Here is a 24,516-nt window from a genome sequence, read left to right on the forward strand (position 1 = left end):
ACCCGTAGGGGGAAATTTCATGACCACGCCGGTTGAGCAGCTGCTCGAACGCGCGCACCTGCTGGGAGCCGATCCCCGCAACACGAACTTCGCCGGGGGCAACGCCTCGGCCAAGGGAACGGCGGTGGATCCGGTCACCGGGTCCGACGTGGAGCTGATGTGGGTGAAGGGATCGGGCGGCGACCTCGCCACGCTCACCGAGGCGGGCCTGGCCGTGCTCCGGCTCGACCGGCTGCGCGCGCTGACCGGCGTCTACCCGGGCGTCGAACGCGAGGACGAGATGGTCGCGGCCTTCGACCACTGCGCGTTCGGACTGGGCGGGGTGGCGGGGCCTGGACAAACGCAGCGCGGGGCGGCGCCGTCGATCGACACCGCGATGCACGGCCTGATCGACGCGGCGCACGTCGACCACCTCCACCCCGACGCGGGGATCGCCATCGCGGCCGCCGCCGACGGCGAGGAGCTGACCCGGCGCATCTACGGCGACCGGGTCGTCTGGGTGCCCTGGCGGCGGCCCGGCTTCCAGCTCGGCCTGGACATCGCCGCCATCAAGGACGCCAACCCCCAAGCCGTCGGCTGCATCCTGGGCGGGCACGGCATCACCGCCTGGGGCGACACCTCCGCCGAGTGCGCCGACAACTCCCTGTGGATCATCCGCACCGCCGAGGCGTACATCGCCGAGCACGGCAGGGCCGAGCCGTTCGGACCGGTGAAGCCGGGCTACGAACCGCTGCCCGAGGAGGCCAGGCACGAGCGGGCGGCGGCGCTGTTCCCCGTGCTGCGCGGCCTGTGCTCGACCGACGTCCGGCAGGTCGGCCACTACACCGACACCCCCGAGGTGCTCGACTTCCTGTCCAGCGAGCGCCACGGGGAGCTGGCTGAGCGCGGCACCTCCTGCCCCGACCACTTCCTGCGCACCAAGGTCGCGCCGATGGTGCTCGACCTGCCCGCCGACGCGCCGCTGGAGGACGTGATCTCCCGCCTCGGCGAGCTGCACGCGGCCTACCGCGAGGACTACCGCGCCTACTACGAGCGGCACGCCACCCCCACCTCGCCGCCGCTGCGCGGCGCCGACCCGGCCATCGTGCTCGTGCCGGGCGTCGGCATGTTCTCCTTCGGCAAGGACAAGCAGACCGCCCGCGTCGCCGGCGAGTTCTTCCTCAACGCGATCAACGTGATGCGTGGCGCCGAGGCGCTGTCGGTCTACGCCCCCATCGAGGAGTCGGAGAAGTTCCGCATCGAATACTGGGAGCTGGAGGAGGCCAAGCTGCGCCGCATGCCGGCGCCCAAGCCGCTGGCCACCCGGATCGCGCTGGTCACCGGCGGCGGCTCGGGCATCGGCGCGGCCACCGCCCGCCGCCTGGCCGCCGAGGGCGCCTGCGTGGTGGTCGCCGACCGCGACCTCGCCGCAGCCGAGAAGGTCGCCGCCGAGATCGGGGCCCGTGCCCACCGCCCCGCCGACGTCGCCGTGGCCGTCCAGGCAGACGTCACCGACGAGGCCCAGGTCGCCCGGGCCGTACGGCAGGCCGTCCTGGCTTTCGGCGGGGTGGACCTGGTGGTCAACAACGCCGGGCTGTCGCTGTCGCGCTCGCTGCTGGAGACCACCATGGACGACTGGGACCGCCAGCACGACGTGATGGCCCGCGGCTCGTTCCTCGTCTCCCGCGAGACCGCCCGTATCATGATCGAACAGGGCATGGGCGGCGACATCGTCTACATCGCCTCCAAGAACGCGGTCTTCGCCGGGCCGAACAACGTGGCCTACGGCGCGGCCAAGGCCGACCAGGCCCACCAGGTGCGCCTGCTCGCGGCCGAACTCGGCGAGCACGGCATCCGCGTCAACGGCGTCAATCCCGACGGCGTGGTCCGCGGCTCCGGCATCTTCGCCTCCGGCTGGGGCGCCAGCCGGGCCGCCGTCTACGGTGTGCCCGAGGACAGGCTCGGCGAGTTCTACGCCCAGCGCACCCTGCTCAAGCGGGAAGTGCTGCCCGAGCACGTCGCCGCCGCCGTCTTCGCCCTGACCGGCGGCGACCTGTCCCTCACCACCGGCCTGCACATCCCCGTCGACGCCGGAGTGGCCGCCGCGTTCCTGCGCTGAGCCGGGTTCCTGCGCTGAGCCGGGTTCCTGCGCTTAGCCGTGTCCGCCCGTACCCCGCGGTGCCGTCCTCGGAGGACACCGCGGGCCGGAGCGTCGGTCGCGGCCGGCGCTGCCGGTGTGGGGCGAGGACGCGTCCGCGCGGTCAGGCCGGCGGCGGCCGTGCACCGTGTTTCTTGTGCGCGTCGTGACGACCGACCGGTTTCACCGTCGTTCACGCGCGGCAGCGGAAAAGCGTAACACGGCTCTTGTTTCTCGTTTAATCAGTTGAAATTTGGATTTACTGTGCGGCGGGTAGCGCCGCCGGTTCCGCATGGGCCACTACACCAGCGGCGATGCGGAAAACAATGTGATCGAAGCCACAGATAGGCGGCGATATGCCGATTTCGTGGGCGAGCCGGACCGGCCACCACCGAAACCGCTTTCATCCGGTGAGGCTTGCTGCGAATCGATGATCACGAAGCTCGCAGACAAAAGAATCTCGCAAAATTCAGAACTCCGCGCAAAAGCCTAGCGTGGTCCGCGTAGTGATCATCTCGACCACTCGGGAGAACCCTTGCGGAGATCATCCCTGGCCGTCGTCCTCACGTCGGCCGCCCTCCTCGGCCTGCCCGCGGTGTCCGCCGCGGCGCAGACCGCCCCCTCCAGCCCCTCAACCCCTTCGGCTCCTTCCGGTCCTTCCGCGGCGACGGGAGCCGCCGCGGCGCCGGCCGGCGACCACACCGTCACCCTCGTCACCGGCGACACGGTGAAGGCGCACCTGGAGAACCACGACCTGCGCGTCCTGTCCGTCGAGCCGGGTGAGGGACGTACGGGCGTCACCTTCGCGGTCACCGACCGCGGCGACCAGGTGTCGGTGGTCCCCTCCGACGCCGCCCCCCTCATCCGGGCCGGCCGGCTCGACCCCCAGCTCTTCGAGGTGGGCACGCTGATCGCGGACGGCTACGACGACGCGCGCAGCCAGACCATCCCGGTCATGACCACCTACCCCAAGAGCTCCACCAGCCAGAACGCCGACCGCGCCGACGCCGCGCTCGGTGCGGCGGCCAAGCGCAGGCACGCCTTCCCCCGCCTGGGCATCAGCGCGTTCGCCATCGGCAAGAAGTCCGCCCCCGAGGGCTGGCACGGTCTGACCGGCGGCTCCGCCAGCCCCACCGGTCTCCGTGGCGGTGTCACCAAGCTGTGGCTGGACGGCAAGGTGAGGGCCGGGCTCAACGAGAGCGTCCCGCACATCGGCGCGCCGACCGCGTGGGCGAGCGGGTACGACGGCACCGGCGTCAAGGTCGCGGTGCTGGACAGCGGATACGACACCGACCACCCGGACCTTCAGGGCAAGGTCGTGGCCTCCGCCGACTTCACCGGCAACGCGAACGGCGTCGAGGACGGCAACTCGCACGGCACCCACGTCGCCTCGACCATCGCCGGGTCCGGCGCCGCCTCGGGCGGACTGTACAAGGGAGTCGCCCCGGGCGCGAGTCTGGTCGTCGGCAAGGTCCTCGACGACGACAACCTGGGCACCAACTCCGGGGTCATCGCGGGGATGGAGTGGGCGGTCGGCGAGCAGGGCGTGAAGATCGTCAGCATGAGCATCGAGAGCGACCCGAGCTACAGCGTCTACGCCGACCACCCGGTCGCCACCGCGATCAACACGCTGACCTCGCAGTACGACGCGCTGTTCGTGGTCTGCTCGGGCAACTACGGCCCCGGCACCTCGACCATCAGCTCCATCGGCGTCGCCGACAAGGCACTGACCGTGGGAGCGGTGGACCTGACCGACACCGTGGCGGGCTTCTCCAGCCGCGGCCCGGTGGGCACCCAGGGGCTGAAGCCGGACATGACCGGGCCTGGCGTGGACATCACCGCGGCGGTCCCCGGCGGCGGCTACGGCTCGATGAGCGGCTGCTCGATGGCCACCCCGCACGTCTCGGGCACGGCCGCGCTCGTCAAGCAGCGCCACCCCGCCTGGGGCGCGCAGCGGCTCAAGGACGCCCTGATGGGCACGACCGCGGCCGCCGCCGGGCCCAGCCCCTACACGTACGGCACCGGCCGGGTCGACGCGGCGCGCGCGGTGAGCCAGCAGGTCACCGCGAACCCGCCGAGCGCCGCCCTCGCGGTCACCACCGCGCAGCCCACGGCCACGCAGACCGTGACGTACACCAACGACGCCGCCACCCCGGTCACGCTCAACCTGGCCGTATCGGCCACCGACTCCGGCGGCACGGCGCCCGCGCCTTCCGGTCTGTTCACCCTGAGCGGCAACCAGGTGACGGTCCCCGCGAACGGCACCGCCCAGGTCACCGTCACCCTGCACCAGGTGAACAGCACCACCCGCCTGTACGGGGGCGTGCTGACCGCCACCTCGACCGGCGGCGTGTCGGTGCGCACCTCCCTCGGCGCGAGCATCCAGCCGGCCTCCACCACGACCACGATCCGCGTCCACTACAACGCGGGCACCGGCAACCGGATCGCCCTCCGCGGTGACGCTCCCCTGAGCTGGACCACCGGCCAGGACTGCGTCAGCAAGGCGGCCGACCTGTGGGAGTGCGGGGTCAACGTCCCCGTGGGGCAGCAGTTCTTCTACAAGCCCCTGGTCAACGACAGCCTCTGGTCCACCGGCTCCAACTACTACGGCGTCGGCGGGCAGATCTACGACATCTACCCCACCTTCTAGACGCGTCTTCCCGACGCACCAGCGCCCTGCCGGCCGTGCCCGGCAGGGCGTCCGCGCGTTACTGGATCGGGTCGCGCAGCGCGTCCGATATCGACTTGGCGCCGTGGTGCGGGGTGAAGCCGCCGTCCACGGGAATCTCCGCGCCGGCGATGTACGACGACTCGTCGGAGACGAGGAAGACCACCAGCGGGGCCACGTCCTCGACCGTACCGGCGCGGCCGAGCGGGGTCGCGGCGAGGTTGGCGGCGCGGAACGCGGGCGAGGCGGAGGCGGTCATCTCCGTCTCGATGAAGCCGGGGTGGATGGTGTTGACCCGGATGCCGCGCGGGCCGAGCTCCAGGCCGGCGACGGCGGCCTCCGCCGCGCCCTGGCTCCGGGCCGCGCCGGTGACCACGACGACCTTGCCGCGCACGCGGTCCATCGAAGCTCCTCTCAGGGACGGTTCCGGGGCCTGCCCCTGGCCGGGGGGATGGGCAGCGGTTCGGCGCCGGCGACGACGGTGTTGCGCACGGCGCCGATGCCCTCGACGGTCAGCTCGACCACGTCGCCCGGCCCGAGCGGAGGCGGGTCCTGGTGGCCCCGCAGGCCCCACAGCTCGGCGAGGCAGCCGCCGTTGCCGCAGGTGCCGGAGCCGAGCACGTCTCCGGGGCGCACCCAGGTGCCGCGCGAGGCGTAGGCGACGAGGTCCTCGAACGGCCAGCCCATGTTCGACAGCAGGTCGCGGCCGACCTCGGCGCCGTTCACCGACGCGGTGAGCGCCAGGCGCAGGAACCCGTCGCCGTCCCGGTACGGCTCCAGTTCGTCGGCGGTGACCAGCCACGGGCCGAGGGTGGTCGCGGTGTCCTTGCCCTTGGCCGGGCCCAGGTTGACCCGCATCTCACGGCTCTGCAGGTCGCGGGCCGACCAGTCGTTCATGATCAGGTATCCGGCGATGTGGTCGCGGGCCGACTCAGGGGTGAGGTCGCGGCCCTCGCGGCCGATCACGGCGGCGACCTCCAGCTCGAAGTCGAACGCCCGGCAGCCCGGCGGCACCGGCACGTCGTCGTACGGGCCGACGACGGCGTAGGGGTTGGTGAAGTAGAAGGCCGGGGCGTCGTACCACGCGTCGGGCACGCCGCTGCCGCCGTCCACGCTTCTGCGCACGCCCTCGACGTGTTCCTCGAACGCGACGAAGTCCCGCACGGTGGGTGGCTGGAACGGCGCGTGGAGGCGGACGTCGTCCAGCGGGATCGGGTCTCCGGCGAGGTCCGGCGCCTCGTGGAGCCGGCCGTCCACGAGAAGGTCGAGCAGGCCCACCCCATCCGGCAGCGGCCGGACCGACCCGTCCTCCACGACGCCGGAAAGAACGTGCTCACGATGGGTGAAGGTGGCGATTCGCATCAGACGGCCCCCATCAGACCGGCGGTGCGACGAAGACGCCGCGGTCGACGTCGTTGAAGGACTCCTTGGCCACCAGCTCGTTCATGGGGTTGGCGGTGCCCCACTGGTCGGTCACCTCGGGCTGGGAGAAGTCGTACACGTGCGGGTGCCAGGCGTCCTCGTCCAGCTCCTCCAGCTCGGTCGTGTACTCCACGGTGTTGCCGTGCGGGTCGAGGAAGTAGGAGAAGGTGTTGTCGCCCGCCAGGTGCCGGCCGGGACCCCAGATCATCCGCACCCCGGCGCGCAGCAGGCGGCCGGTGCCGTACATGTACTCGTCCAGGCCGCGCATCTCGAAGCTGATGTGGTGCAGGGAGGCGTGCGGCCCGCGGGCGATGGCCATGCTGTGGTGCTGGGGGTTGCACCGCATGAAGTGCATGACCTGTCCCATGTGGGGGGAGGCGAGCGTGTCGGACAGCGCGAAGCCCAGGTGGGTCTCGTACCAGGCGCGGGTGGCGTCGATGTCGGGGGAGTTGAGCACGACGTGCGACAGCCGTACGGGGACCGACTCCTTGGGCTCCAGCCTGCGGTGGGCCCGTACGGCGACGTCGGCGGAGACCTCGACAGTGCGGCCGTCGAGGTCGAAGAAGCGGAAGCCCCACCCGCCGCCGGGGGTGGTGAGCGCGCCCGGCTCGCTCACGAGCGTGACTCCCGCCGCGCCCAGCCGCGCGGCCAGGGCGTCCACGTCGGCGGGGGTGGCGGCGCCGAAGGAGACCAGGTCGAGCCGCTTGTCCGCGGACTTGCGGAGCCGGATGACGTACTGCTCGGGCGAGCCCTCTGCGGCGAGGAAGCTGATGCCGGTGTCGCCGGCGACCTCGGTCAGCCCCCAGACGCCGGAGTAGAACTCGCGCTGCCTGTCGTAGTCGGGCACGGCGAGATCCACGTGCCGCAGATGGGTGATCAAACGTGACATGTCAGTCCTTGAGATCGAACAGTTGGAGGGCGTTGCCGCCGCGGACGGCGTCGAAGGCGTCCCCGGCCGGCAGCGCGGCGCGCAGCCGGTCGAGCGGGTCCTCGACGCCCATGTCGAAGGGGTGGTCGGAGCCGAGCACGACCTGCGAAATCCCGGCCGCCTCGATCAGGGCGCGCAGCGCCGCGGGCTCGTAGACGAGGGAGTCGAACCAGATCCGCCGCAGGTAGGCGCTGGGCGGCTCGGCGCAGCCGCGCGCTTCGGGCCGCACGCGCCAGCCGTGGTCGGCCCGGCCCGTGTAGGTGGGCAGGTAACCGCCGCCGTGCGCGGCCAGCAGCCTCAGGTCGGGATGCCGGTCGAGCACGCCGGAGAAGATCAGGTGGGACAGCGCGACGGCGTTCTCCGCGGGCTGGCCGACGATGTTGGACAGATACCAGCGGTCCAGCCGCTCGTCCAGCGTGCAGCCGAACGGGTGGAGGAAGACGACCGCGCCGGTCGCCGCCGCGTGCGCCCAGAACGGCTCGTACGCCGGGTCGGACAGTTCGAGGCCGGGTGCGTGGGAGGAGATCTCCACGCCCTTCAGACCGAGGCCGAGCGCGTGGTCCAGCGCCTCCACCATGAGTGCGGGGTGCTGGAGCGGGACCAGGCCGAGGCCGTGCAGCCGCCCGGGTGCCTGCGGGCAGTGCGCGGCGGTGGACTCGTTCGCCAGCCGCCACACCGCACGCGCCAGATCGGGGTCCGCCCAGTAGTGGTAGTGCGACGGGGACGGGCTGACGATCTGCACGTCCACCCCCGCGCGGTCCATGTCGGCCAGCCGTACGGACACCTGGGTGAGCCTGGCGAGACGCTCGGAGATCATGCGCCCGGAGACCTCCAGGGACTCGGGGCCGTTGCGGCGCGCGTCCAGCTCCCGGTGCCCGGCGTGGCCGGGCCGTCCTGCGACGGCCTGCTCGACCTCCGGCAGCAGCACGTGCGCGTGCGCGTCGATGGTGATCACGGCCGCTCCGTCACGAGCGCGCTGATCCGGCCCATGAGGCCGGGCACGTCGGCGTCCGGCGCCGGGTGGAGCTGCCACTCCGCGAGCCGCAGGGACGCCTCGACCACCCGGATCTCGTCCCAGGCGCCGCCGTACCCCTCGGCGAGGGCCCGCATGTGCGCGACCTTGTCTTCCAGGGTCTCTCGTGGCCTGGCCTTCTCCACCAGGTAGGCGTACATCGTGTCCTGGCCCGTCGGGCCGAGCGTGGCCGGGAGGTCGTGGCCGCCGGTGCGGGCGTCGGGGATCTCCGCGAGCAGCGTGCCGTCAGGGGCGCGCAGCCCGAGCGAGTCGAACGGGAAGCCCGCGGCGGCGACCCGGTCCCACACCCCGAGGTCGCGCAGCACCCGCAGCGCGTTGCCCTGCAGGGTGATGCCCGAGCCGAGCGCGGTGGTCGCGGGCTGGATCTCCGCGATGTCCACGGTGACACCGGCGCGGGCGAGCAGGATCGCCAGGGCCGACCCGGCGGTGCCGCCGCCGACGATGAGGACGTTCCCTACAGCTGGCATGAAGGTCTCACTTGATGGCGAGGGGGTTGACGGGGGAGCCGACCGCGCCCGTGATCGGGAGCGGGGCGGCGGCGAGGAAGAACTCGTACACGCCGTCGTCGGCACAGTGATCGGCGAGCGCGTCCAGGTCCCACATCTCGCCGACGAGCAGGCCGATGTGCGGGATGGCCACCTGGTGCAGCGGCTGGAAGGCGTTCTCGAACTCGTTGGGGCGCACCTCGAAGCCCCACGTGTCGGTGGCGATGGCGGCGATCTCGGTGCGGTGCAGCCAGCCGGCGCTCCAGAACGACAGGCCGGGGGCGGGGCCGCCGGCGTAGTCGCCCCAGCCCTCCCCCCTGACGCGGCTCAGCTGACCGGTGCGCACGCACACGATGTCGCCGCGGCCGACCGTGACGCCGTGCGCCGCGGCCGTGGCGTGCAGGTGCTCCTCGGTGATCGCGAATCCGTCCGGCAGCTCTCCGCCGCCGATCACGCGCCCCACGTCGAGCAGCACGCCGCGGCCCGCGACCGGCGCGGCCATGTGCTCGATGCCGGTGACCTGGTCGCCCTCGCTGGTGACGACCCGGTCGGCGGGGCGGCCGTTCCAGGCCCTGCCGTGGTCGAAGATGTGGCCGAGGCCGTCCCACTGGGTGGAGCACTGCAGCGGCATCGCGATCACGTCGTCCGCGCCGCCGAACCCGTGCGGGAACCCCTGGTCGCCGTGGACCGCGTCCACCCCGGTGTCCAGCATCGTGTGCACCGGGTTGGTGCGGCGCCGCCAGCCCTTCTGCGGGCCGTTCATGTCGAACCGCTGGGCCAGCGAGAACGACACGCCCGTGCGGGCGCACGCCGCGCCCTGGCGGCGCTTGGCCTCGTCGATGAAGTTGACCGTGCCCAGCACGTCGCCGGCGCCCCACCGGCCCCAGTTGGAGTATTTCGCCGCGGCCTCGGCGATCGCGTTCTCCGGTGTCATGCCGCCTCGCTCACGCAGCGGTTGCGCTGGACGCCCAGCCCGGTGATCGTGCCCTCCATCACGTCGTCCGGCCGCAGCAACCGGCCCCAGTGCATGCCGTTGCCGGCCGGGCTGCCGGTGAGCACCAGGTCGCCGGGCAGCAGTTCGACGGTCTGCGAGGCGTACGACACCAGCCGCGCTACATCGAAGATCATGTCCTTGGTGGTCTCGTCCTGCATGACCTTCCCGTTGAGCCGGAGCGTCACGCGCAGGTTCCCGGGGTCGCCGACGAAGGCGGCCGGCACCAGGTAGGGCCCGAGCGGGGTGAACGTCGGGGCGTTCTTGGCCCGCAGCCAGTCGGTGCCGATCTCCGGCATGTCGCGGCGGAACACCACCTCGCGGGCGGTGACGTCGTTGGCGATCGTGTAGGCGGCGACGTGCTCCAGGGCGTGCTCGGCGGGCACCCGGAAGGCCGGTCGGCCGATCACCGCCGCCAGCTCCAGCTCCCAGTCGGGCTTGGTGCACCAGGCCGGGATGACCACGTCGTCGTACGGGCCGGTGACCGAGGAGGGCAGGCCGATGAACACGTACGGCTGGTCCTCCGCGGCGCGGCGGTCCATCATCGCGGCGGTCTCGGCCCACACCTGTTCGGCGGGCCGGCCGCCCTCGGGCTCGTGCGCCACCGCCAGGTCGATCACATGGGTGCGGTAGTTGGCGCCGGACTGCAGGATCTGCCGGGGCTCGACCGGGGCGTGCACCCGCAGGTCCGCCAGCGGCAGCCGCTCTCCCGGCGTCTCGGCTGCCCCCCGAAGCAGCGGCAGGACGTCGTCCCAGCGCTCCAGCAGCGCCCGCGTGCTGCCGTACGCCCCGAGCGCGGGGACGGTGCGCAGGTCCAGGACGTGATCGCCGGTGACCAGGCCGGGGAAGGGCGCGCCGGTGCGGGTGGAAAAGGTGCCGAGCGCGAACGGGCCGGCAAGGGGTGGGGATGTTTCCACGAGGTTTCCTCCCGGTGTGTGCCCTTAACCTTGGACCTGGCGGAACGATTTGGGAAATCGATTCTTTAGATCTGGTCAATCCATGCGATGGATAGTGAGGGCGCCGTGAACCTCGAGAGGCTCGACCTCAACCTCCTGGTCGCCCTGTGCGCCCTGCTGGAGGAGCGCAACGTGACCCGGGCGGGTGCGAGGATCGGGCTGAGCCAGCCCGCGACGAGCGCCGCCCTGGCCAGGCTCCGCCGCCACTTCGGTGACGAACTGCTGGTCAGGCAGGGCAACCGCTACGAGCTGACGCCCCTCGGCACCGCCCTGCGCGCTCCCGCCGCGAACGCCTACGCGATGCTGGAGCGGCTGTTCACCAGCCGCGCGGACTTCCACCCGGCCACCGAGCGGCACGAGTTCACCCTCCTGTCCTCCGACTACGCGATCGCCGTCTTCGGCGCGGAACTCGCCCGCGTCCTGCACGCCGAGGCGCCCGGCGTACGGCTGCACTTCCTCCCGGCGTCGCCCGGCATCGTGGAGAACGCCGACTCCACCCTCGGCGGGGTGGACGGCATGCTGATGCCGCACGGCGTGATCAGCGACTTCCCGGCGGTGGAGCTGTACCGCGACGAGTGGGTCTGCCTGGTCTCCGCCGACAACCCGGACGTGGGGGAGCGGCTCACGATGGACGACCTGGGCCGGCTGCCGTGGGTGGTCTACCAGCGGCCGTTCGACGCCCCGGTGGCCCGCCAGATGTCCATGCTCGGGCTGGAGCCGCACGTGGACGTGTCCGTGCACAGCTTCCAGCTCCTGCCGAGCCTGGTGGCGGGCACCCGCAGGATCGCGCTGATCCAGCGGCGCCTGGCCGGCCTGCTGCGCGACCTCGCCCCGGTCCGCGCGCTGCCCTGCCCGTTCCCGGCCGTGCCGCTGCAGGAGGCCCTGTGGTGGCACCCCGTCCACACGCACGACGCCGCCCACATCTGGTTGCGCGAGACGGCCGCCCGGGTGGGCGCCGGCCTGCCCCCGCTGCCCGGCCATCCACCGGGTGGATGACGACCATCGGCACTTTCCGTCTTCCGCGCACGGGGCCGGATGTCTGACAGTGATGGCTGCCACATCCCCGCGACATCCAGCCGCCACATCAAGCGAGGCCCCGCATGTCCCAACCGGTCTCCGCCACGCGGGCGGGTCTGCCCCAGCTCATCGTGTTGCTCATCGGGAGCTGCATGCCCGTGCTCGGGGCCGTCCTGCTCTCCCCGGTCCTGCCCCGCATGAGCGAGCACTTCGCCGCCACCCCGGGGGCCGCCGTCCTGGTGCCGGTCGTCCTGACCGTGCCCGCGCTGTTCGTCGCGCTGGGGGCGCCCTTCGCCGGCGCCGTCGCCGACCGGTTCGACCGCAAGCGGCTGCTGATCGTCACCATGGTCGCCTACTCGGTCTTCGGCACCGCGCCGCTCTACCTGGACTCGCTCCAGGCCATCCTGGCCAGCCGGGTGCTCGTCGGCGTGTGCGAGGCGGCCATCATGACCTGCTGCACCACCCTGATCGCCGACTACTGGTCCGGGCCGCGCCGCGCCCGCTACCTCGGCATGCAGACCCTCGCCACCACCGTCGCCGCGACCGTCTTCTTCGCGCTCGGCGGCCTGCTCGGCGCCGGAGGCTGGCGCACGCCCTTCTGGATGTACGCCGCCGCCGCGCTCACCGCGATCCCCATGGCGTTCCTGCTGTGGCAGCCCGCCGCCTCGCGCCACGAGGACCGCCAGCCCTGGCCCTGGCGCGCACTCGCCGTGCCCTCCCTGGTGACGGTCGGCGGAGGCGTCGTCTTCTACACGCTGATCGTGCAGCTGTCGTACGTGCTGGACGGGGTGGGGGTCGCCGACACCGCCGCCATCGGCGCCGTCACCGCGCTGATGTCCCTCGCGACCGCCGTCGGGGCAGGCCTGTTCGCCAGGGTGGCGGGCCGCGGCGCGCGGGCGCTGCTCGTCGCGGAGTTCGCATTGTCCGGGCTGGGCCTGCTGCTGATCTTCGTCGCCGGGTCCGTGCCGGTGATCGTCGTGGGCGCCGTGCTCACCGGGTTCGCCACCGGGCTGCTGCTGCCGACCCTGCTCACGTGGGCGGTCGGCGGGCTGCCGTTCGCGCGGCGGGGCCGCGGCACCGGGCTGTGGACCGCCGCGTTGTTCCTCGGCGAGTTCCTGTCCCCGTTGCTCGTCGGCGCCCTGACCGCGGTGACCGGAGGGCTCGGCGCCTCCCTCGCGGTGATCGGCATCGCGTCGCTGGCGCTGGCCGCCCTGGTCGCCACCGTCCTGACCGTCCCGGCGTCACCCCTCGACGCCGCCGCCACCGCGGAGTAGCGGGGGGTCACGGAGGTGGATCGATTCCGGCCTGCGCCCTTCTCCTCGACGGGCTCCGCTCAAGGACCTCCACACTCACCCCCGGTCGCCGTGACCGCCGGGTCCCGGGTGCCAGGTAACAATTCCAGTAAGGCTCAAGGCCAAGACCGGTCTGCGGTCTCATTCGCGTGTGTTTCCGGGCAAGGTGAACCCCGTTCCCGAAAGGAGCAGGGCCGTGATCCCGCCCGCATCCCCCGCTTTCGACATCCGCTCGCGCTATGACCGCGAGTGGGTCATCCTCACGGTCACGGGTGACCTCGACCGCAGCACCGCCGAGCGGCTCAAGACCGCCGCCAGGACGGTCTGGAAGGTCGAACCGGCAGGACTCGTGCTCGATCTCTCCGCAGTGCCGTTCTGCGACTCGGCCGGTCTGTCCGCCCTTGTGTACGTGCTGAGGGGCTGCCAGGCGCTCGACATCGGCCTTGCCCTTGCGGCCGTCGAGCCCCGTGTCGAGCGCATCCTGTCCCTCACGCGCCTGCTGTCGGCCTTCGACCGGTACCACTCCGTGGAGGAGGCCCTTGATGCCGGCGGAGACGGGTGACGAACGCGGCCATGACAGCCGGCCGCCGTGCGGACGTCCGCGAGACCGTTCTGCGATGTCCGGCGGCCACCGGCCACCTGCCTGAGGGTGGACAGCCGATGGGCAGCGGACGGGCAGCGCGGGGACAGCGCCGGCCGCGAGTGTGAGGTCGGCGGCCCCGCGGGGGCCGCGGCATCCGGCACACTCGTCAGCGAGAAGGTTCCTCATGATCGAAGCGCATGGGCTGACCAAGCGCTACGGCGGCAAGGTCGCCGTCGACAACCTGAGTTTCACCGTCAGGCCCGGCGTCGTCACCGGCTTCCTCGGCCCCAACGGGGCCGGCAAGTCGACCACGATGCGGATGATCCTCGGGCTGGACGCCCCCGGCGCCGGGCAGGCCACCGTCAACGGCCGCCGCTACACCCGGCACGCGGCGCCGCTCCACGAGGTCGGCGCGCTGCTTGAGGCCAGGGCGGTCCATCCCGGCAGGTCGGGCTACGACCACCTGTTCGCCCTGGCCGCCACCACCGGCATCTCCCGACGGCGCGTCGACGAGGTGATCGACCTGGTGGGCCTGGGCGAGGTGGCGCACAAGAGGGTCGGCGGGTTCTCCCTCGGCATGGGTCAGCGCCTGGGCATCGCGTCCGCACTGCTCGGCGACCCCGCGACGCTGATCCTCGACGAGCCCGTCAACGGACTCGACCCCGAGGGCATCCTGTGGATCCGCACCCTGCTCAAGGGCCTCGCGGCCGAGGGACGCACCGTCTTCGTGTCGTCGCACCTGATGAGCGAGATGGCCCTGACCGCGGAGCAGCTGGTCATCGTCGGCCGCGGGCGGCTGATCGCCGACGTTCCGGTGGCGGACTTCGTCCGCGACTCCTCCCGCCTGACGACGCGCGTCCGGTCTCCGCAGGCCGACCGGCTGCGCGACCTGCTGGCCGGCCCGGACGTGACGGTCACCGCCGACGGGACCGGCGTCCTGCGGGTGCACGGCCTCGGCGGCGAGGCCGTCGGGCGGATCGCCGCGCGAAACGGCGTGACGCTGTACGAGCTGACCCCGGTGCACGTGTCGCTGGAGGAGGCGTTCATGGAGCTGACCCGCGACGCGGTCGAGTATCACGGCGTCACCGGCCAGGGCACGGCCGACGCGGAAAGGAGCGCGGCATGAGCACCGCGAACGTCACCGCGCTCAGCCGTACGGCCGGGCCGGACGCGGCCGTGGACCGCCACCGGGTCACGCAGGCCCGGGTCCTGAGGTCCGAGTGGATCAAGCTGCGGTCGCTGCGGTCGACCGTGTACACCCTGGTCGCGGCGGTCGTGACCACGATCGGGGCGGGAATCGTGCTCTGCGCGTTCCTGGCCGGCCAGGCGGCACCGCCCGGCTCGCCGCACCAGGCCCTGTTCGACCCGGCCGGCGCCAGCCTGCGCGGGGTGTCCCTCGCCCAGCTCGCCATCGGCGTCCTCGGCGTGCTGCTGGTCACCTCCGAGTACTCCACCGGCATGATCCGCGCCACGCTGTCGGCGGTGCCCCGCAGGCTCCCGGTGTTGTGGGCCAAGGCCGCGGTGTTCACCGTCGTCGCGGCGGTCCTGATGACCGCGGCGTCGTTCGCGGCCTTCCTGGGCGGCCAGGCGATCCTGGGCGAGCGGGGCACCACGCTCGCGACGGACGGCGTCGCCCGCGCCGTCGCCGGGGCCGGGCTGTACCTGACCGTCGTGGGGCTGCTCGGGGTTGGGTTCGGCTTCATCCTCCGCAACACCGCGGGCGCCATCGCCACACTGTTCGGGCTGCTGCTGGTGCTGCCGACCCTCGGCGAGGTGCTGCCGGCCGACTGGGCCGGTCATGTGGTCCCGTACCTGCCGTCCAACGCCGGTCAGGTGATCATGTCCGTTCACCCGGCGCCCGGCGAGCCGGCACCGTGGGCCGGGTTCGCGGTCTTCTGCGGTTACGCCGCGGCCACGATCACCGTCGCGGCGGTCCTGCTGAAGCGACGCGACGCATGACCGGGGTGGTGGAACATACGTACACTCGGCACTCGCCTGACATCCCTCCACCGGCAGAACGGACCCCTGACATGACCACCCCGGCACAAGGCCCCGCCAGCTACTTCCCTGCGATCGAGAAGAAGTACGGCCGTCCCGTCCAGGAATGGATCGACCTCATCGACTCCTCGCCCCTGACCAAGCACATGGAACTCGTCAGCTGGCTCAAGTCCGAACACGGTCTCGGGCACGGCCACGCCAACGCACTGGTCGCCCACGCCCTCGCCGGCAGGAAATAGGCCGGCCGGCATTCGCCCCATGGGCGCCAGTCCGTCCCGCGCTGACGGGGCGGGCGCGAGGCCTGGCCGGGGGCTCCGTGAGAATGACGAGTCCCGGCCGTACGATTCCGACGATGGGACCTGATCGACGATGAACCGACACGACAAATCGTTCACCGGCACCCCGCGCGTGGTGCGCGCGGCGGCCCTGGCCGACGCCGACCTCCATCCGGACCCGCTCGACCCCGCCAAGGTCGTGTCCGGAACCCCTGAGGTCCGTCACCTGGAGCTGGCGTCGGGCACGGACCTGGCGGTCGGCGTCTGGCAGCACGGGCCGGGCGTGAGCACCGACACCGAGGCGGACGAGGTCTTCGTCGTGCTCGGCGGCAGCGCGACGATCGAGGTCGAGGGCGGCCCGGTGCTCGACGTCGGCCCGGGCGACGTCGTCCTCATGCCCGGCGGCGCACGCACCGTGTGGACGGTGCACGAGACGCTCCGCAAGGTGTACGCGGTGCGTCCCTGACCACCGCGTCTCGGTGGCGGCTTCGGCCGTGAGCGCCGATAACCGGGCGGACAACCGGCGCCCGGCGATCGTGACGATCTGAGCGGCCCGGGGTGTGGGCGGCGACCTTGGAGCGTACGGCCGGGTCTGCCGGCGTCCCCGGAGTGCCTGAGTTGTTCGCGAAGGACGCGCGCCGGCCCGCCGTCAGCCTCCGGGCGGGAAGGGGACGTGGACGCGGCCTTCGGTGTGCATGAGCTCGAACGTCCTCCGGATCGACGCGGCGTCGTTGAGATGCGGGAACGGGCCGTCCGGGGGAGTGGCGACCCCGAGGAAGGCGCACAGCGGCCCCCATCCCTCGCGCACGTCGAAGACCAGGAGCCGCTCGGCGGGCAGGGCGGCCAGCACCGCGGCGACGTGCCGGCGGTAGGCCGCGACGGCCCGCTCCTCGTCCGGTGTGTGACCCGGCCGCCAGGTCTCGCCGAAGACCGACCCGCTGATGCGCTCGAAGAGCGGCCGGAGGCTCGTCATCGCGGCGACGACGGGACGGACGGCCTCGGGCGTCTCGTCCTCCCCTATCGGCCCGCGCGGGCTGAGCGAGCCCAGCATTCGGAAGCTGGCGTACCAGCTGTGCGGGTCGCGCACCGTGAGGACGATCTTGGCGGCCGGATAGGCCAGCGCCAGCTCCCGCCAGAAGAAACTGGCGGGCCAGTCCACGCAGGATCGGAAGCCCGCGAAGATCCGTTCCCAGTCGGGCGGCTCGCCCGAGCAGACCGGCAGCCACCGCTCGGCGAGCTCCGGGCGGAGCATGACCTCGAAGGTGTGGTAACAGGGCCCGAAGCCGAGCCGCTCCAGTGCCGCCTTCGTCGACGTGGTTCCGGTGCGCGGGAGTCCCGCGCCGATGACCTCCAGCATGTCCAGGCTCCCGTCGTCGCATGAGGTCGCGCCGCCGGCCGGATCCGGCTCTGCGGAGCATGCCCGTCCACGGGCCGTTCTCACGACTTGTCCCGCCCGGCGATAGTCCGCAATCTTTCGGTACTGTCATGAAACTTTCCAGCGCCGATTGCGTTGCGGTGCTTCTGACCTCCATCTCCACGTCAGGGCTGGTTTTCAGGAGGCCTGAGGCTTGAGGGGATGAAAAGTTTCAGGCACGCTTCGGAAATATTCACGTCGCCGGATCCGGTGAAGGTGTGGCATCCGCGATCTCCGAGCAGTACGGGGAGCCCGGTCCCGGGCGCCACGGCCACCTGTCCCGGTCGGCGCAACCGGAGGAAGGACAGCTCACGTGAGACGACGCATCGTGGCCTTACTGGCCGCCGTGCTGATGCCCGTGGTCGCGGCGACCGCGTTGTTGCTCGCCCGGCCGGCCGCCGCGGCCTCGCTGACCCGGGTGACCAGCTTCGGCAACAACCCGAGCAACCTGAACATGTACATCTACGTGCCGGACCGGGTGGCCGCCCGGCCCGCACTGCTGGTCGCCGTCCACTACTGCACGGGCACCGCGTCGGCGCTGTTCAGCGGCTACTTCCGCGACTACGTCACCGCGGCCGACCAGTACGGGTTCATCATCGTGTTCCCGGAGGCCACGCGCAGCGGGCAGTGCTTCGACGTGTACTCGCCCCAGGCGCTGAAGCGGGGCGGCGGCAGCGACCCGGTCGGCATCATGTCGATGGTCGACTACGCCAAGTCGCGCTACAACGTGGACCCCGGCCGCGTCTACGTCAGCGGCGTCTCCTCCGGCGCGATGATGACCAACGTGCTGGCGGCCGAGTATCCGGACGTCTTCAAGGCGGGCTCGGCCTTCATGGGCGTCCCGGCGGGCTGCTTCGCCACCACCGACGGCTCGACCTGGAACAGCCAGTGCTCCGGCGGGCAGAGCATCAAGACCGCCCAGCAGTGGGGTGACCTGGCCCGCTCGATGTACCCCGGCTACAGCGGCTCGTACCCGCGCATGCAGCTGTGGCACGGCACCACCGACACGACGCTGAACTACAACAACTTCGGCGAAGAGATCAAGCAGTGGACCAACCTCCACGGCGTCAGCCAGACGCCGGTGTCCACCGACAGCCCCTCGTCGGGGTGGACGCGCACCCGGTACGGCGACAACGGCGCCCAGCCGCCGGTCGAGGGCGTCAGCGTCTCCGGCCAGGGACACTCACTGCCCCTCAACGGCATGATCTCCTACGCGATCAACTTCCTCGGCCTCACCAGCACCACGCCGAGCTCCCCGTCGCCCACGCCGTCGCCCACCCCGTCGCCGACGCCGCCGGACAGCCCGTCTCCGAGCCCCTCTCCGAGCCCCTCGTCCGGCCCGAGCGGCGGCCCGCCGGCCACCACCCTCGGCGCCGCCGCGGCCCGCAGCGGCCGGTATTTCGGTACCGCGATCAGTGCGAGCAAGCTGGGTGACTCGGCGTACACCACGATCGCGAACCGCGAGTTCAATATGGTGACGGCCGAGAACGAGATGAAGATCGACGCCACTGAGCCCAACCAGGGGCAGTTCAACTTCACCAACGCCGACCGGATCTACAACTGGGCGGTGCAGAACGGCAAGCAGGTGCGCGGCCACACGCTGGCCTGGCACTCCCAGCAGCCGGGCTGGATGCAGTCCCTCAGCGGCAGCGCGCTGCGCCAGGCGATGATCAACCACATCAACGGCGTGATGGCCCACTACAAGGGCAAGATCTACGCCTGGGACGTGGTCAACGAGGCCTTCGACGACGGCAGCGGCGGCCGGCGCGACTCCAACCTCCAGCGCACCGGCGACGACTGGATCGAGGTCGCCTTCCGCGCCGCGCGGGCCGCCGACCCGGCGGCAAAGCTGTGCTACAACGACTACAACATCGACAACTGGACCTGGGCCAAGACCCAGGGCGTCTACAACATGGTCAAGGACTTCAAGCAGCGCGGCGTGCCGATCGACTGCGTCGGGCTCCAGGGCCACTTCAACAGCGGCAGCGCCTACAACAGCAACTTCCGCACCACACTGCAGAGCTTCGCCGCTCTGGGCGTGGACGTGGCCATCACCGAGCTGGACGTCGAGGGCGCCTCGGCCACCACCTACGCCAACATCGTCAACGACTGCCTCGCGGTCTCGCGATGCGTCGGCATCACCACCTGGGGCGTGCGCGACAGCGACTCCTGGCGCTCGAGTCAAACCCCGCTGCTGTTCGACGGCAACGGCAACAAGAAACCCGCCTACACCGCGGTCCTCGACGCCCTCAACGCCGCCGTTCCCGGCACCTCGCCCAGCCCCACCCCACCGGTCAGCCCCAGCCCCACCCCGCCGGTGAGCCCGAGCCCGACTCCGCCGGTCAGCCCGTCGCCGGGGAACTCGCCGCAGCCGGGCGGGTGCGGCGCGACGATCCGTACGGTGAACTCCTGGCCCGGCGGCTTCCAGTCGGAGGTCACGGTCCGTGCCGGCAGCTCGGCGGTCAGGGGCTGGACGGTGAACTGGAGCTGGTCCGGCTCCCCGTCCATCACCCAGCTGTGGGGCGGCGTCAAGTCAGGCTCCGGTGCCTCGGTTTCCGTGCGCAACGAGTCGTGGAACGGCGCGCTGTCCGCCAACGGCACCACCACCTTCGGTTTCGTCGCCAACGGCAGCGCGGAGACGCCGACTCTGACGTGCAGCGCCTCCTGACCGACGACACCGCGATGACGCGCTCCTGACCAGGAGGAGCGCCAGGGGCACCCCCGCCACGCGCGGGGGTGCCCGCGCGTGGAATCAGTGCGCGAAGCCGCCGGGCCTGCCGTTCCTGTCGGCGATCAGGCCCGCGAGCGTGGCCACCGCGATCTCCGGAGGCGTACGGGAGCCGATGTTGAGCCCGATCGGGCGGTGCACGCGGGCGATCTCCTCGGGCGGGACGCCCAGCTCGGTCAGCGCCCGCACGTGCGGGCCCGGGTGGCGGGGACTGCCCATGACGCCGATCCAGCGCGCGGGGCTGCCGAGGACGTCACGCAGTATCGGCCCGATCTCCGCGCGGTGGTGGTCGGTGACGACCACGTCGGCCGTGCCGTCCAGGTGGTCGCCCACCTCCCTGACCACCGGGACCGAGCCCGCCGGGAGGCCGCCGAGTCCGCGGTCCGGATCGGGCTCCAGCAGGATCGGCCGGAAGCCCAGCTCGGCGCCGAACCGCAGCAGGTGGTTCGCCACCGAAGACGCGAACACCGCGACCAGCGTCCGTCTCGCCTCCTCGGGAAGCGCTTCGCCGTGGGCGGCCGCGCAGGCGGGGTCCTCGTCATGGCTGTGGCTCATGTCCGCCAGTGTCTCAGCCGTCGTCCGTCCGTGCCGCCGCCCGAGGGGCGACCCCGGGTCCCGCCGGGGTGCGGAGGCGTGGGCATGATCGGGCTGTGAACACGCTGCTTCCGGTGACCCCGATGCTCGGCGTCGTGATGGCGCTGCTCGCGCTGGCGGGGGCCGCCGTCGCCGCCCTGGGCCGGTCCGGCCACGCCGTGGCCGTGCTGACCGCCGCGGGGCGGGCCGCCGTCCAGCTCGCCCTGGTGTCCCTCGTCATCGGGTGGGCGATCGGGCTGCTGCCCGCCGTGGTGCTGTTCCTGCTCGTCATGTACGGCGTGGCGAGCGGCACCGCCGGCCGGCGGATCACGCGGGGGCGGGCCGGCTGGTGGGCCGCCGTGCCGATCGCGGCGGGCACGGCCCCGGTGGTGGTCCTGATGCTGGTCACAGGTGTCCTGCCGGCGCGCGGGATCACCCTGATCCCGGTGACCGGCATCCTGCTGGGCGGATGCCTCACCGCGACGGCGCTGGCCGGGCGCCGCGCGCTCGACGAGCTGCGGCAGCGGCGCGGGGAGGTCGAGGCCGCGCTGGCGCTGGGGTTCTCCCCCCGGGACGCGGCGCTGGAGATCTGCCGCCCGGCCGCCGCGCGGGCGCTCGTGCCCGCGCTGGACCAGACCCGTACGGTGGGCCTGGTCACGCTGCCCGGCGCGTTCGTCGGCATGATGCTGGCCGGTTCCGACCCCGTGCACGCGGGGGCCGTGCAGCTCGCGGTCCTCGTCGCCCTGCTGGCCGCCGAGTCGGCGGCCGTCGTGGTCACGATCGAGCTCGCCGCGCGCGGCCGTTTCACCCGCTGACCCGTGATCGCACGGCTATTGCCTTTCGTGCATGACTGGTCAAGACTGAGCAACATCGATCAGATTCGGTCGTGCCAGGTTACGGGGTGCGACCGAACCTGAGCGATTTCGCCTGCCGTCACCCCATCACCCCCCTGAAAACGTGAGAACGACGAGAACGCCCGAGGTGACCATGAGACACGCCGTCGCGGTGCTCGCGACGCTCGCGGCGCTGGCCGCGCCGACGGTCCTGATCCCCGCCCCGGCCGAGGCCGCCCACGCCCAGGCGCCGCCCGCGGCGTACCCGCAGGTCGGCAGGGGCACCGCCTTCCTGGACCACGACGCGCTCGTGTCGGGCTACGCCGAGCCGGAGTGGTACAAGGCCAACATCCCGTTCCTGGAGGTGCCCGACCGGGAGATCCAGGACGTCTACTACTACCGCTGGAGCACCTACAAGCGGCACATCCGCTACACCGACTCCGCGACCGGCGACGTCATCACCGAGTTCCACAACCCGCCCGGATACTCCGCCCCGCTCGGCGGCATCGTCGCCGCCGCGGGTCACCACGTGTACGAGGGGCGCTGGTTGCGTGACACCCGCCCGATCGACGACTACCTCACCTACTGGCTGCAGGGGCCCGGCGCCGGTCCCAAGCCGAAGGAGGACTACGTCAACAAGGACACCGACGACTGGGCGCACCAGTACTCCTGGTGGGCGGCCGACGCCGCCTACCAGCGGTATCTGGTCACCGGCGACGCGTCCTTCGTCGAGGGCCTGCTGCCCGACCTGGTCCGCCAGTACGACAAGTGGGGCGGCCAGTACGACGAGAAGCTCGGGCTCTACTGGTCGGTGCCGGTGTGGGACGCGATGGAGTACACCGCCTCCTCCTACGAGACCGACCCGGCCGATCCCTACCACGGCGGCGCGGGCTACCGGCCGACGCTGAACGCCTACCAGTACGGCGACGCCAAGGCGATCGCGGCCATCGCGAAGATGGGCGGCGACAAGGCCCTGGCCAAGAGGTTCGAGAAGCGGGCGGCATCGCTGCGGGACGCGCTGCACCGCTACCTGTGGGACCCGCAGCGGTCCTTCTTCTACCACAAGGCCCGCGCCGACCTGGACCCGCAGCAGAGGCTGGTGTCCACCCGCGAGCAGATCGGGTTCGTGCCCTGGGCGTTCGACATGGCGAAGCCCGGCACGGAGAAGGCGTGGGCGCAGCTGCTCGACCCGCAGGGGTTCGCCGCGCCGTACGGGCCGACGACCGCGGAGCGGCGCAGCCCGCTGTTCATGCGGGACGCGCTGAGCGGCTGCTGCCACTGGGACGGGCCGAGCTGGCCCTACTCCACCTCGACGACGCTGACCGCGATGGCCAACCTGCTCGACGACTACGACCAGGACGTGGTGACCGCCGCCGACTACTACACGGTGCTGCGCGGCTACGCGCTCACCCAGTACAAGGACGGGCACCCGTACGTCGCCGAGGCGCACCACCCGGACGAGCCGCGCTGGATCTACGACTCCCGGGGGCACAGCGAGCACTACAACCACTCCACCTTCAACGACCTGGTGATCAGTGGCCTGATCGGGCTGCGCCCGCAGCCGGACGGCAGGGTCGTGCTGAACCCGCTCGTTCCGGCCGGGTGGGACTACTTCGCGCTGGAGAACGTGCCCTACCACGGGCACAACGTGACGGTCCTGTGGGACCGCGACGGCAGCAGGTATGGCCAGGGCGCCGGCATGCGCGTCTACGTGGACGGCAGGCCCGCCGCCCGGCGGGCGACGGTCGGCGAGCTGACCGCCCGGGTCCCGGCCGCCGTGACGCCCGACCGGTCCTCCCGGCCGAGCGACGACGCCGCCAACCCGTACGGCACCGGCTATCCCAAGCCGTTCGCGTCGTACACGAACGGCATCGACAACGTGTGGGACGCCGTGGACGGGCGGATCTTCTACGACGACATCCCGCACAACCGGTGGACCAACTACCGCTCCCCGAACGCCGAGGACCACCTCGGCGTGGACTTCGGCGTGCCGACCCGGGTGAGCGACGTGCGGTTCTACGCCTACGACGACGGCGGCGGGGTCAGGGCCCCCGCGTCGTACCGGCTGGAGTTCTGGGACGGCGCGGCGTGGCGCGAGGTGCCGGACCAGACCCGCACGCCCGAGCGGCCCGCGGGCGCGGCGCTGAACCGCGTCACGTTCCCGGCCCTGACCACGACCAGGATCCGGCTGGTGTTCGGCAACCCGCCCGGCGCGTACGTCGGCGTCACCGAACTGCAGGCGTGGTCGCCCGCCGCGGGCGACACGTCGGTGGACGTGACCGTCGCCGGGCAGGCGCGTCCCGGCGCGCCCGCCGAGGTGACCACCACCTTCGCCAACCGGGGGCGCACGCCCGCCACCCGGGTCACGGTGTCGCCGGCCGTGCCGCCGGGCTGGTCGGCCGAGCCGGTCGGCAGCCCCCGGACTCCGGTGGTGCGGCCGGGCGGCGAGTTCACCGTGCGCTGGCGGGTCGCGCCGCCCGCCGGGATGGCGCCGCGCCCCGGCGCCCATCCGGTGCGCGCGATCGCCGAGTACGACGGATCGGCGCGGGCCGTGAGCCCCTACGCCCAGGTGACCATGGAGCTCGACCCGGACGCCTACGGGAAGGTGGAGGTCCAGGACGGCTTCGCCACCGACACCTCGGCGGGATACACCCTCTACAAGCCCGAGGGCGGCGAAGCCCTGCCGACGGTCGCGGCCGGCGGCGGCCGGTTCGCCGGCAGCGGCACGCAGCCGTTCTTCGGCCTGGCCGCCGGGCCTGCGGGGCTCTCCTCGGCCGACGCGATCAGCGTGGTGACGGCCGGGACGTTCGCCGGGACCGGCAGCCCGGAGGACAGCGTGTTCGTCGGCTGGGTCAAGGACGCGGGCACCTACGTGACCGCCTGGTACAACAACACCCGCAAGCAGTCGGGCATCAACGTGCGGGTCGGCGGCCGGTTCCTGGACACGCCCGGAGACGCCCCGCTGACCCTCAAGCCGGGCGACCGGTTCGCGCTCGTGCTGTCCGGCGACACCATCACCTCCTTCGCCTACAGCGGCGGCCGGTGGCGTCCGCTGCGTACGGCGGACATCGGCGGCACGCTCGCCACCCCGCAGGCCCGCGAGGGCTTCCGCTACGGCTTCGGCCTGCGCGGCACCTCCGGCACGATCGCGGTCGCCGGTCTGGAGGGCCGCAGTTCCTTGTAATTGAAGGACGCGCGCCGGCA

The 24,516-nt window shown here is 72.1% G+C and carries 21 protein-coding genes; 12 read left to right on the top strand and 9 right to left on the bottom strand.

All coding sequences use genetic code 11. The features are described 5' to 3' along the window. Positions 1–19 precede the first annotated feature (19 nt). Positions 20–2,098, top strand: a complete 2,079-nt coding sequence (locus tag ABZ857_RS16500) for a bifunctional aldolase/short-chain dehydrogenase (RefSeq protein WP_357043641.1) — start codon at positions 20–22, stop codon at positions 2,096–2,098. Positions 2,099–2,651: 553 nt separating this feature from the next. After that, the gene (locus ABZ857_RS16505; RefSeq protein ID WP_357043643.1) at positions 2,652–4,766 is read left to right on the top strand and encodes a S8 family serine peptidase; all 2,115 of its coding nucleotides are present in this window, start codon (positions 2,652–2,654) and stop codon (positions 4,764–4,766) included. A 58-nt stretch (positions 4,767–4,824) separates the two neighbouring features. On the opposite strand, the gene ABZ857_RS16510 is transcribed toward ABZ857_RS16505, so the two are convergent. Genes ABZ857_RS16510 through ABZ857_RS16540 form a run of 7 tightly spaced genes read right to left on the bottom strand, consistent with a single transcriptional unit; the run spans position 4,825 to position 10,560 of the window. After that, positions 4,825–5,187, bottom strand: a complete 363-nt coding sequence (locus ABZ857_RS16510; RefSeq protein ID WP_357043645.1) for an SDR family oxidoreductase — start codon at positions 5,185–5,187, stop codon at positions 4,825–4,827. A gap of 11 nt (positions 5,188–5,198) precedes the next feature. Beyond that, the gene (locus ABZ857_RS16515) at positions 5,199–6,146 is read right to left on the bottom strand and encodes a fumarylacetoacetate hydrolase family protein (RefSeq protein WP_357043646.1); all 948 of its coding nucleotides are present in this window, start codon (positions 6,144–6,146) and stop codon (positions 5,199–5,201) included. Between the two features lie 13 nt (positions 6,147–6,159). Next, a complete protein-coding gene (locus ABZ857_RS16520; protein WP_357043648.1) occupies positions 6,160–7,095 on the bottom strand; it encodes a VOC family protein in 936 nt (311 codons plus the stop codon). A 1-nt stretch (position 7,096) separates the two neighbouring features. After that, the gene (locus ABZ857_RS16525) at positions 7,097–8,089 is read right to left on the bottom strand and encodes an amidohydrolase family protein (RefSeq protein ID WP_357043650.1); all 993 of its coding nucleotides are present in this window, start codon (positions 8,087–8,089) and stop codon (positions 7,097–7,099) included. Continuing rightward, on the bottom strand, positions 8,086–8,634 hold the full coding sequence (locus ABZ857_RS16530; RefSeq protein WP_357043652.1) for an FAD-dependent monooxygenase: 549 nt from the start codon (positions 8,632–8,634) through the stop codon (positions 8,086–8,088). Before ABZ857_RS16530 ends, ABZ857_RS16525 begins: the two co-directional genes overlap by 4 nt. A gap of 7 nt (positions 8,635–8,641) precedes the next feature. Continuing rightward, a complete protein-coding gene (locus ABZ857_RS16535; protein WP_357043654.1) occupies positions 8,642–9,586 on the bottom strand; it encodes a cyclase family protein in 945 nt (314 codons plus the stop codon). Further along, a complete protein-coding gene (locus tag ABZ857_RS16540) occupies positions 9,583–10,560 on the bottom strand; it encodes a fumarylacetoacetate hydrolase family protein (protein ID WP_357043656.1) in 978 nt (325 codons plus the stop codon). The genes ABZ857_RS16535 and ABZ857_RS16540 overlap by 4 nt, the downstream gene beginning before the upstream one ends. Before the next feature lie 105 nt (positions 10,561–10,665). On the opposite strand from ABZ857_RS16540, the gene ABZ857_RS16545 reads away from it, so the two are divergent. The 7 genes from ABZ857_RS16545 to ABZ857_RS16575 all read left to right on the top strand — a co-directional run bounded on the left by ABZ857_RS16545 (position 10,666) and on the right by ABZ857_RS16575 (position 16,230). Further along, the gene (locus ABZ857_RS16545; RefSeq protein ID WP_357043658.1) at positions 10,666–11,595 is read left to right on the top strand and encodes a LysR family transcriptional regulator; all 930 of its coding nucleotides are present in this window, start codon (positions 10,666–10,668) and stop codon (positions 11,593–11,595) included. A 104-nt stretch (positions 11,596–11,699) separates the two neighbouring features. After that, on the top strand, positions 11,700–12,890 hold the full coding sequence (locus ABZ857_RS16550; RefSeq protein WP_357043660.1) for an MFS transporter: 1,191 nt from the start codon (positions 11,700–11,702) through the stop codon (positions 12,888–12,890). A 214-nt stretch (positions 12,891–13,104) separates the two neighbouring features. Continuing rightward, the gene (locus ABZ857_RS16555; protein ID WP_357043662.1) at positions 13,105–13,470 is read left to right on the top strand and encodes an STAS domain-containing protein; all 366 of its coding nucleotides are present in this window, start codon (positions 13,105–13,107) and stop codon (positions 13,468–13,470) included. A 205-nt stretch (positions 13,471–13,675) separates the two neighbouring features. Next, entirely contained in the window at positions 13,676–14,617 is a 942-nt protein-coding gene (locus tag ABZ857_RS16560) for an ATP-binding cassette domain-containing protein (RefSeq protein WP_357043664.1), read from the top strand. Continuing rightward, positions 14,614–15,450, top strand: a complete 837-nt coding sequence (locus tag ABZ857_RS16565; protein ID WP_357043666.1) for an ABC transporter permease — start codon at positions 14,614–14,616, stop codon at positions 15,448–15,450. The genes ABZ857_RS16560 and ABZ857_RS16565 overlap by 4 nt, the downstream gene beginning before the upstream one ends. A 71-nt stretch (positions 15,451–15,521) precedes the next feature. After that, complete coding sequence (locus ABZ857_RS16570; RefSeq protein ID WP_357043668.1) at positions 15,522–15,728, top strand: DUF4287 domain-containing protein; 207 nt, start codon at positions 15,522–15,524, stop codon at positions 15,726–15,728. Between the two features lie 130 nt (positions 15,729–15,858). Beyond that, positions 15,859–16,230 (top strand): cupin domain-containing protein, encoded by a 372-nt coding sequence (locus ABZ857_RS16575; protein WP_357043670.1) that lies wholly within the window; start codon positions 15,859–15,861, stop codon positions 16,228–16,230. A gap of 183 nt (positions 16,231–16,413) precedes the next feature. Here ABZ857_RS16575 and ABZ857_RS16580 read toward each other — a convergent pair whose 3' ends face one another. Further along, positions 16,414–17,121 (bottom strand): sulfotransferase family protein, encoded by a 708-nt coding sequence (locus ABZ857_RS16580; protein ID WP_357043672.1) that lies wholly within the window; start codon positions 17,119–17,121, stop codon positions 16,414–16,416. A 370-nt stretch (positions 17,122–17,491) separates the two neighbouring features. Between ABZ857_RS16580 and ABZ857_RS16585 the strand changes: the two genes are divergently transcribed. Then, a complete protein-coding gene (locus ABZ857_RS16585) occupies positions 17,492–19,846 on the top strand; it encodes a PHB depolymerase family esterase (RefSeq protein ID WP_357043674.1) in 2,355 nt (784 codons plus the stop codon). Between the two features lie 84 nt (positions 19,847–19,930). On the opposite strand, the gene ABZ857_RS16590 is transcribed toward ABZ857_RS16585, so the two are convergent. Continuing rightward, the gene (locus ABZ857_RS16590; protein ID WP_357043676.1) at positions 19,931–20,461 is read right to left on the bottom strand and encodes an XdhC family protein; all 531 of its coding nucleotides are present in this window, start codon (positions 20,459–20,461) and stop codon (positions 19,931–19,933) included. A 95-nt stretch (positions 20,462–20,556) separates the two neighbouring features. Between ABZ857_RS16590 and ABZ857_RS16595 the strand changes: the two genes are divergently transcribed. Then, positions 20,557–21,294 carry an ABC transporter permease gene (locus ABZ857_RS16595; RefSeq protein ID WP_357043678.1) on the top strand — a complete coding sequence of 246 codons (738 nt, stop codon included), beginning with the start codon at positions 20,557–20,559 and terminating at the stop codon, positions 21,292–21,294. A gap of 172 nt (positions 21,295–21,466) precedes the next feature. Continuing rightward, the gene (locus tag ABZ857_RS16600) at positions 21,467–24,496 is read left to right on the top strand and encodes an NEW3 domain-containing protein (protein WP_357043680.1); all 3,030 of its coding nucleotides are present in this window, start codon (positions 21,467–21,469) and stop codon (positions 24,494–24,496) included. Positions 24,497–24,516 lie beyond the last annotated feature (20 nt).

Origin of the sequence: Microbispora sp. NPDC046933 (assembly GCF_040644635.1) — a bacterium.
Lineage (GTDB): Bacteria > Actinomycetota > Actinomycetes > Streptosporangiales > Streptosporangiaceae > Microbispora.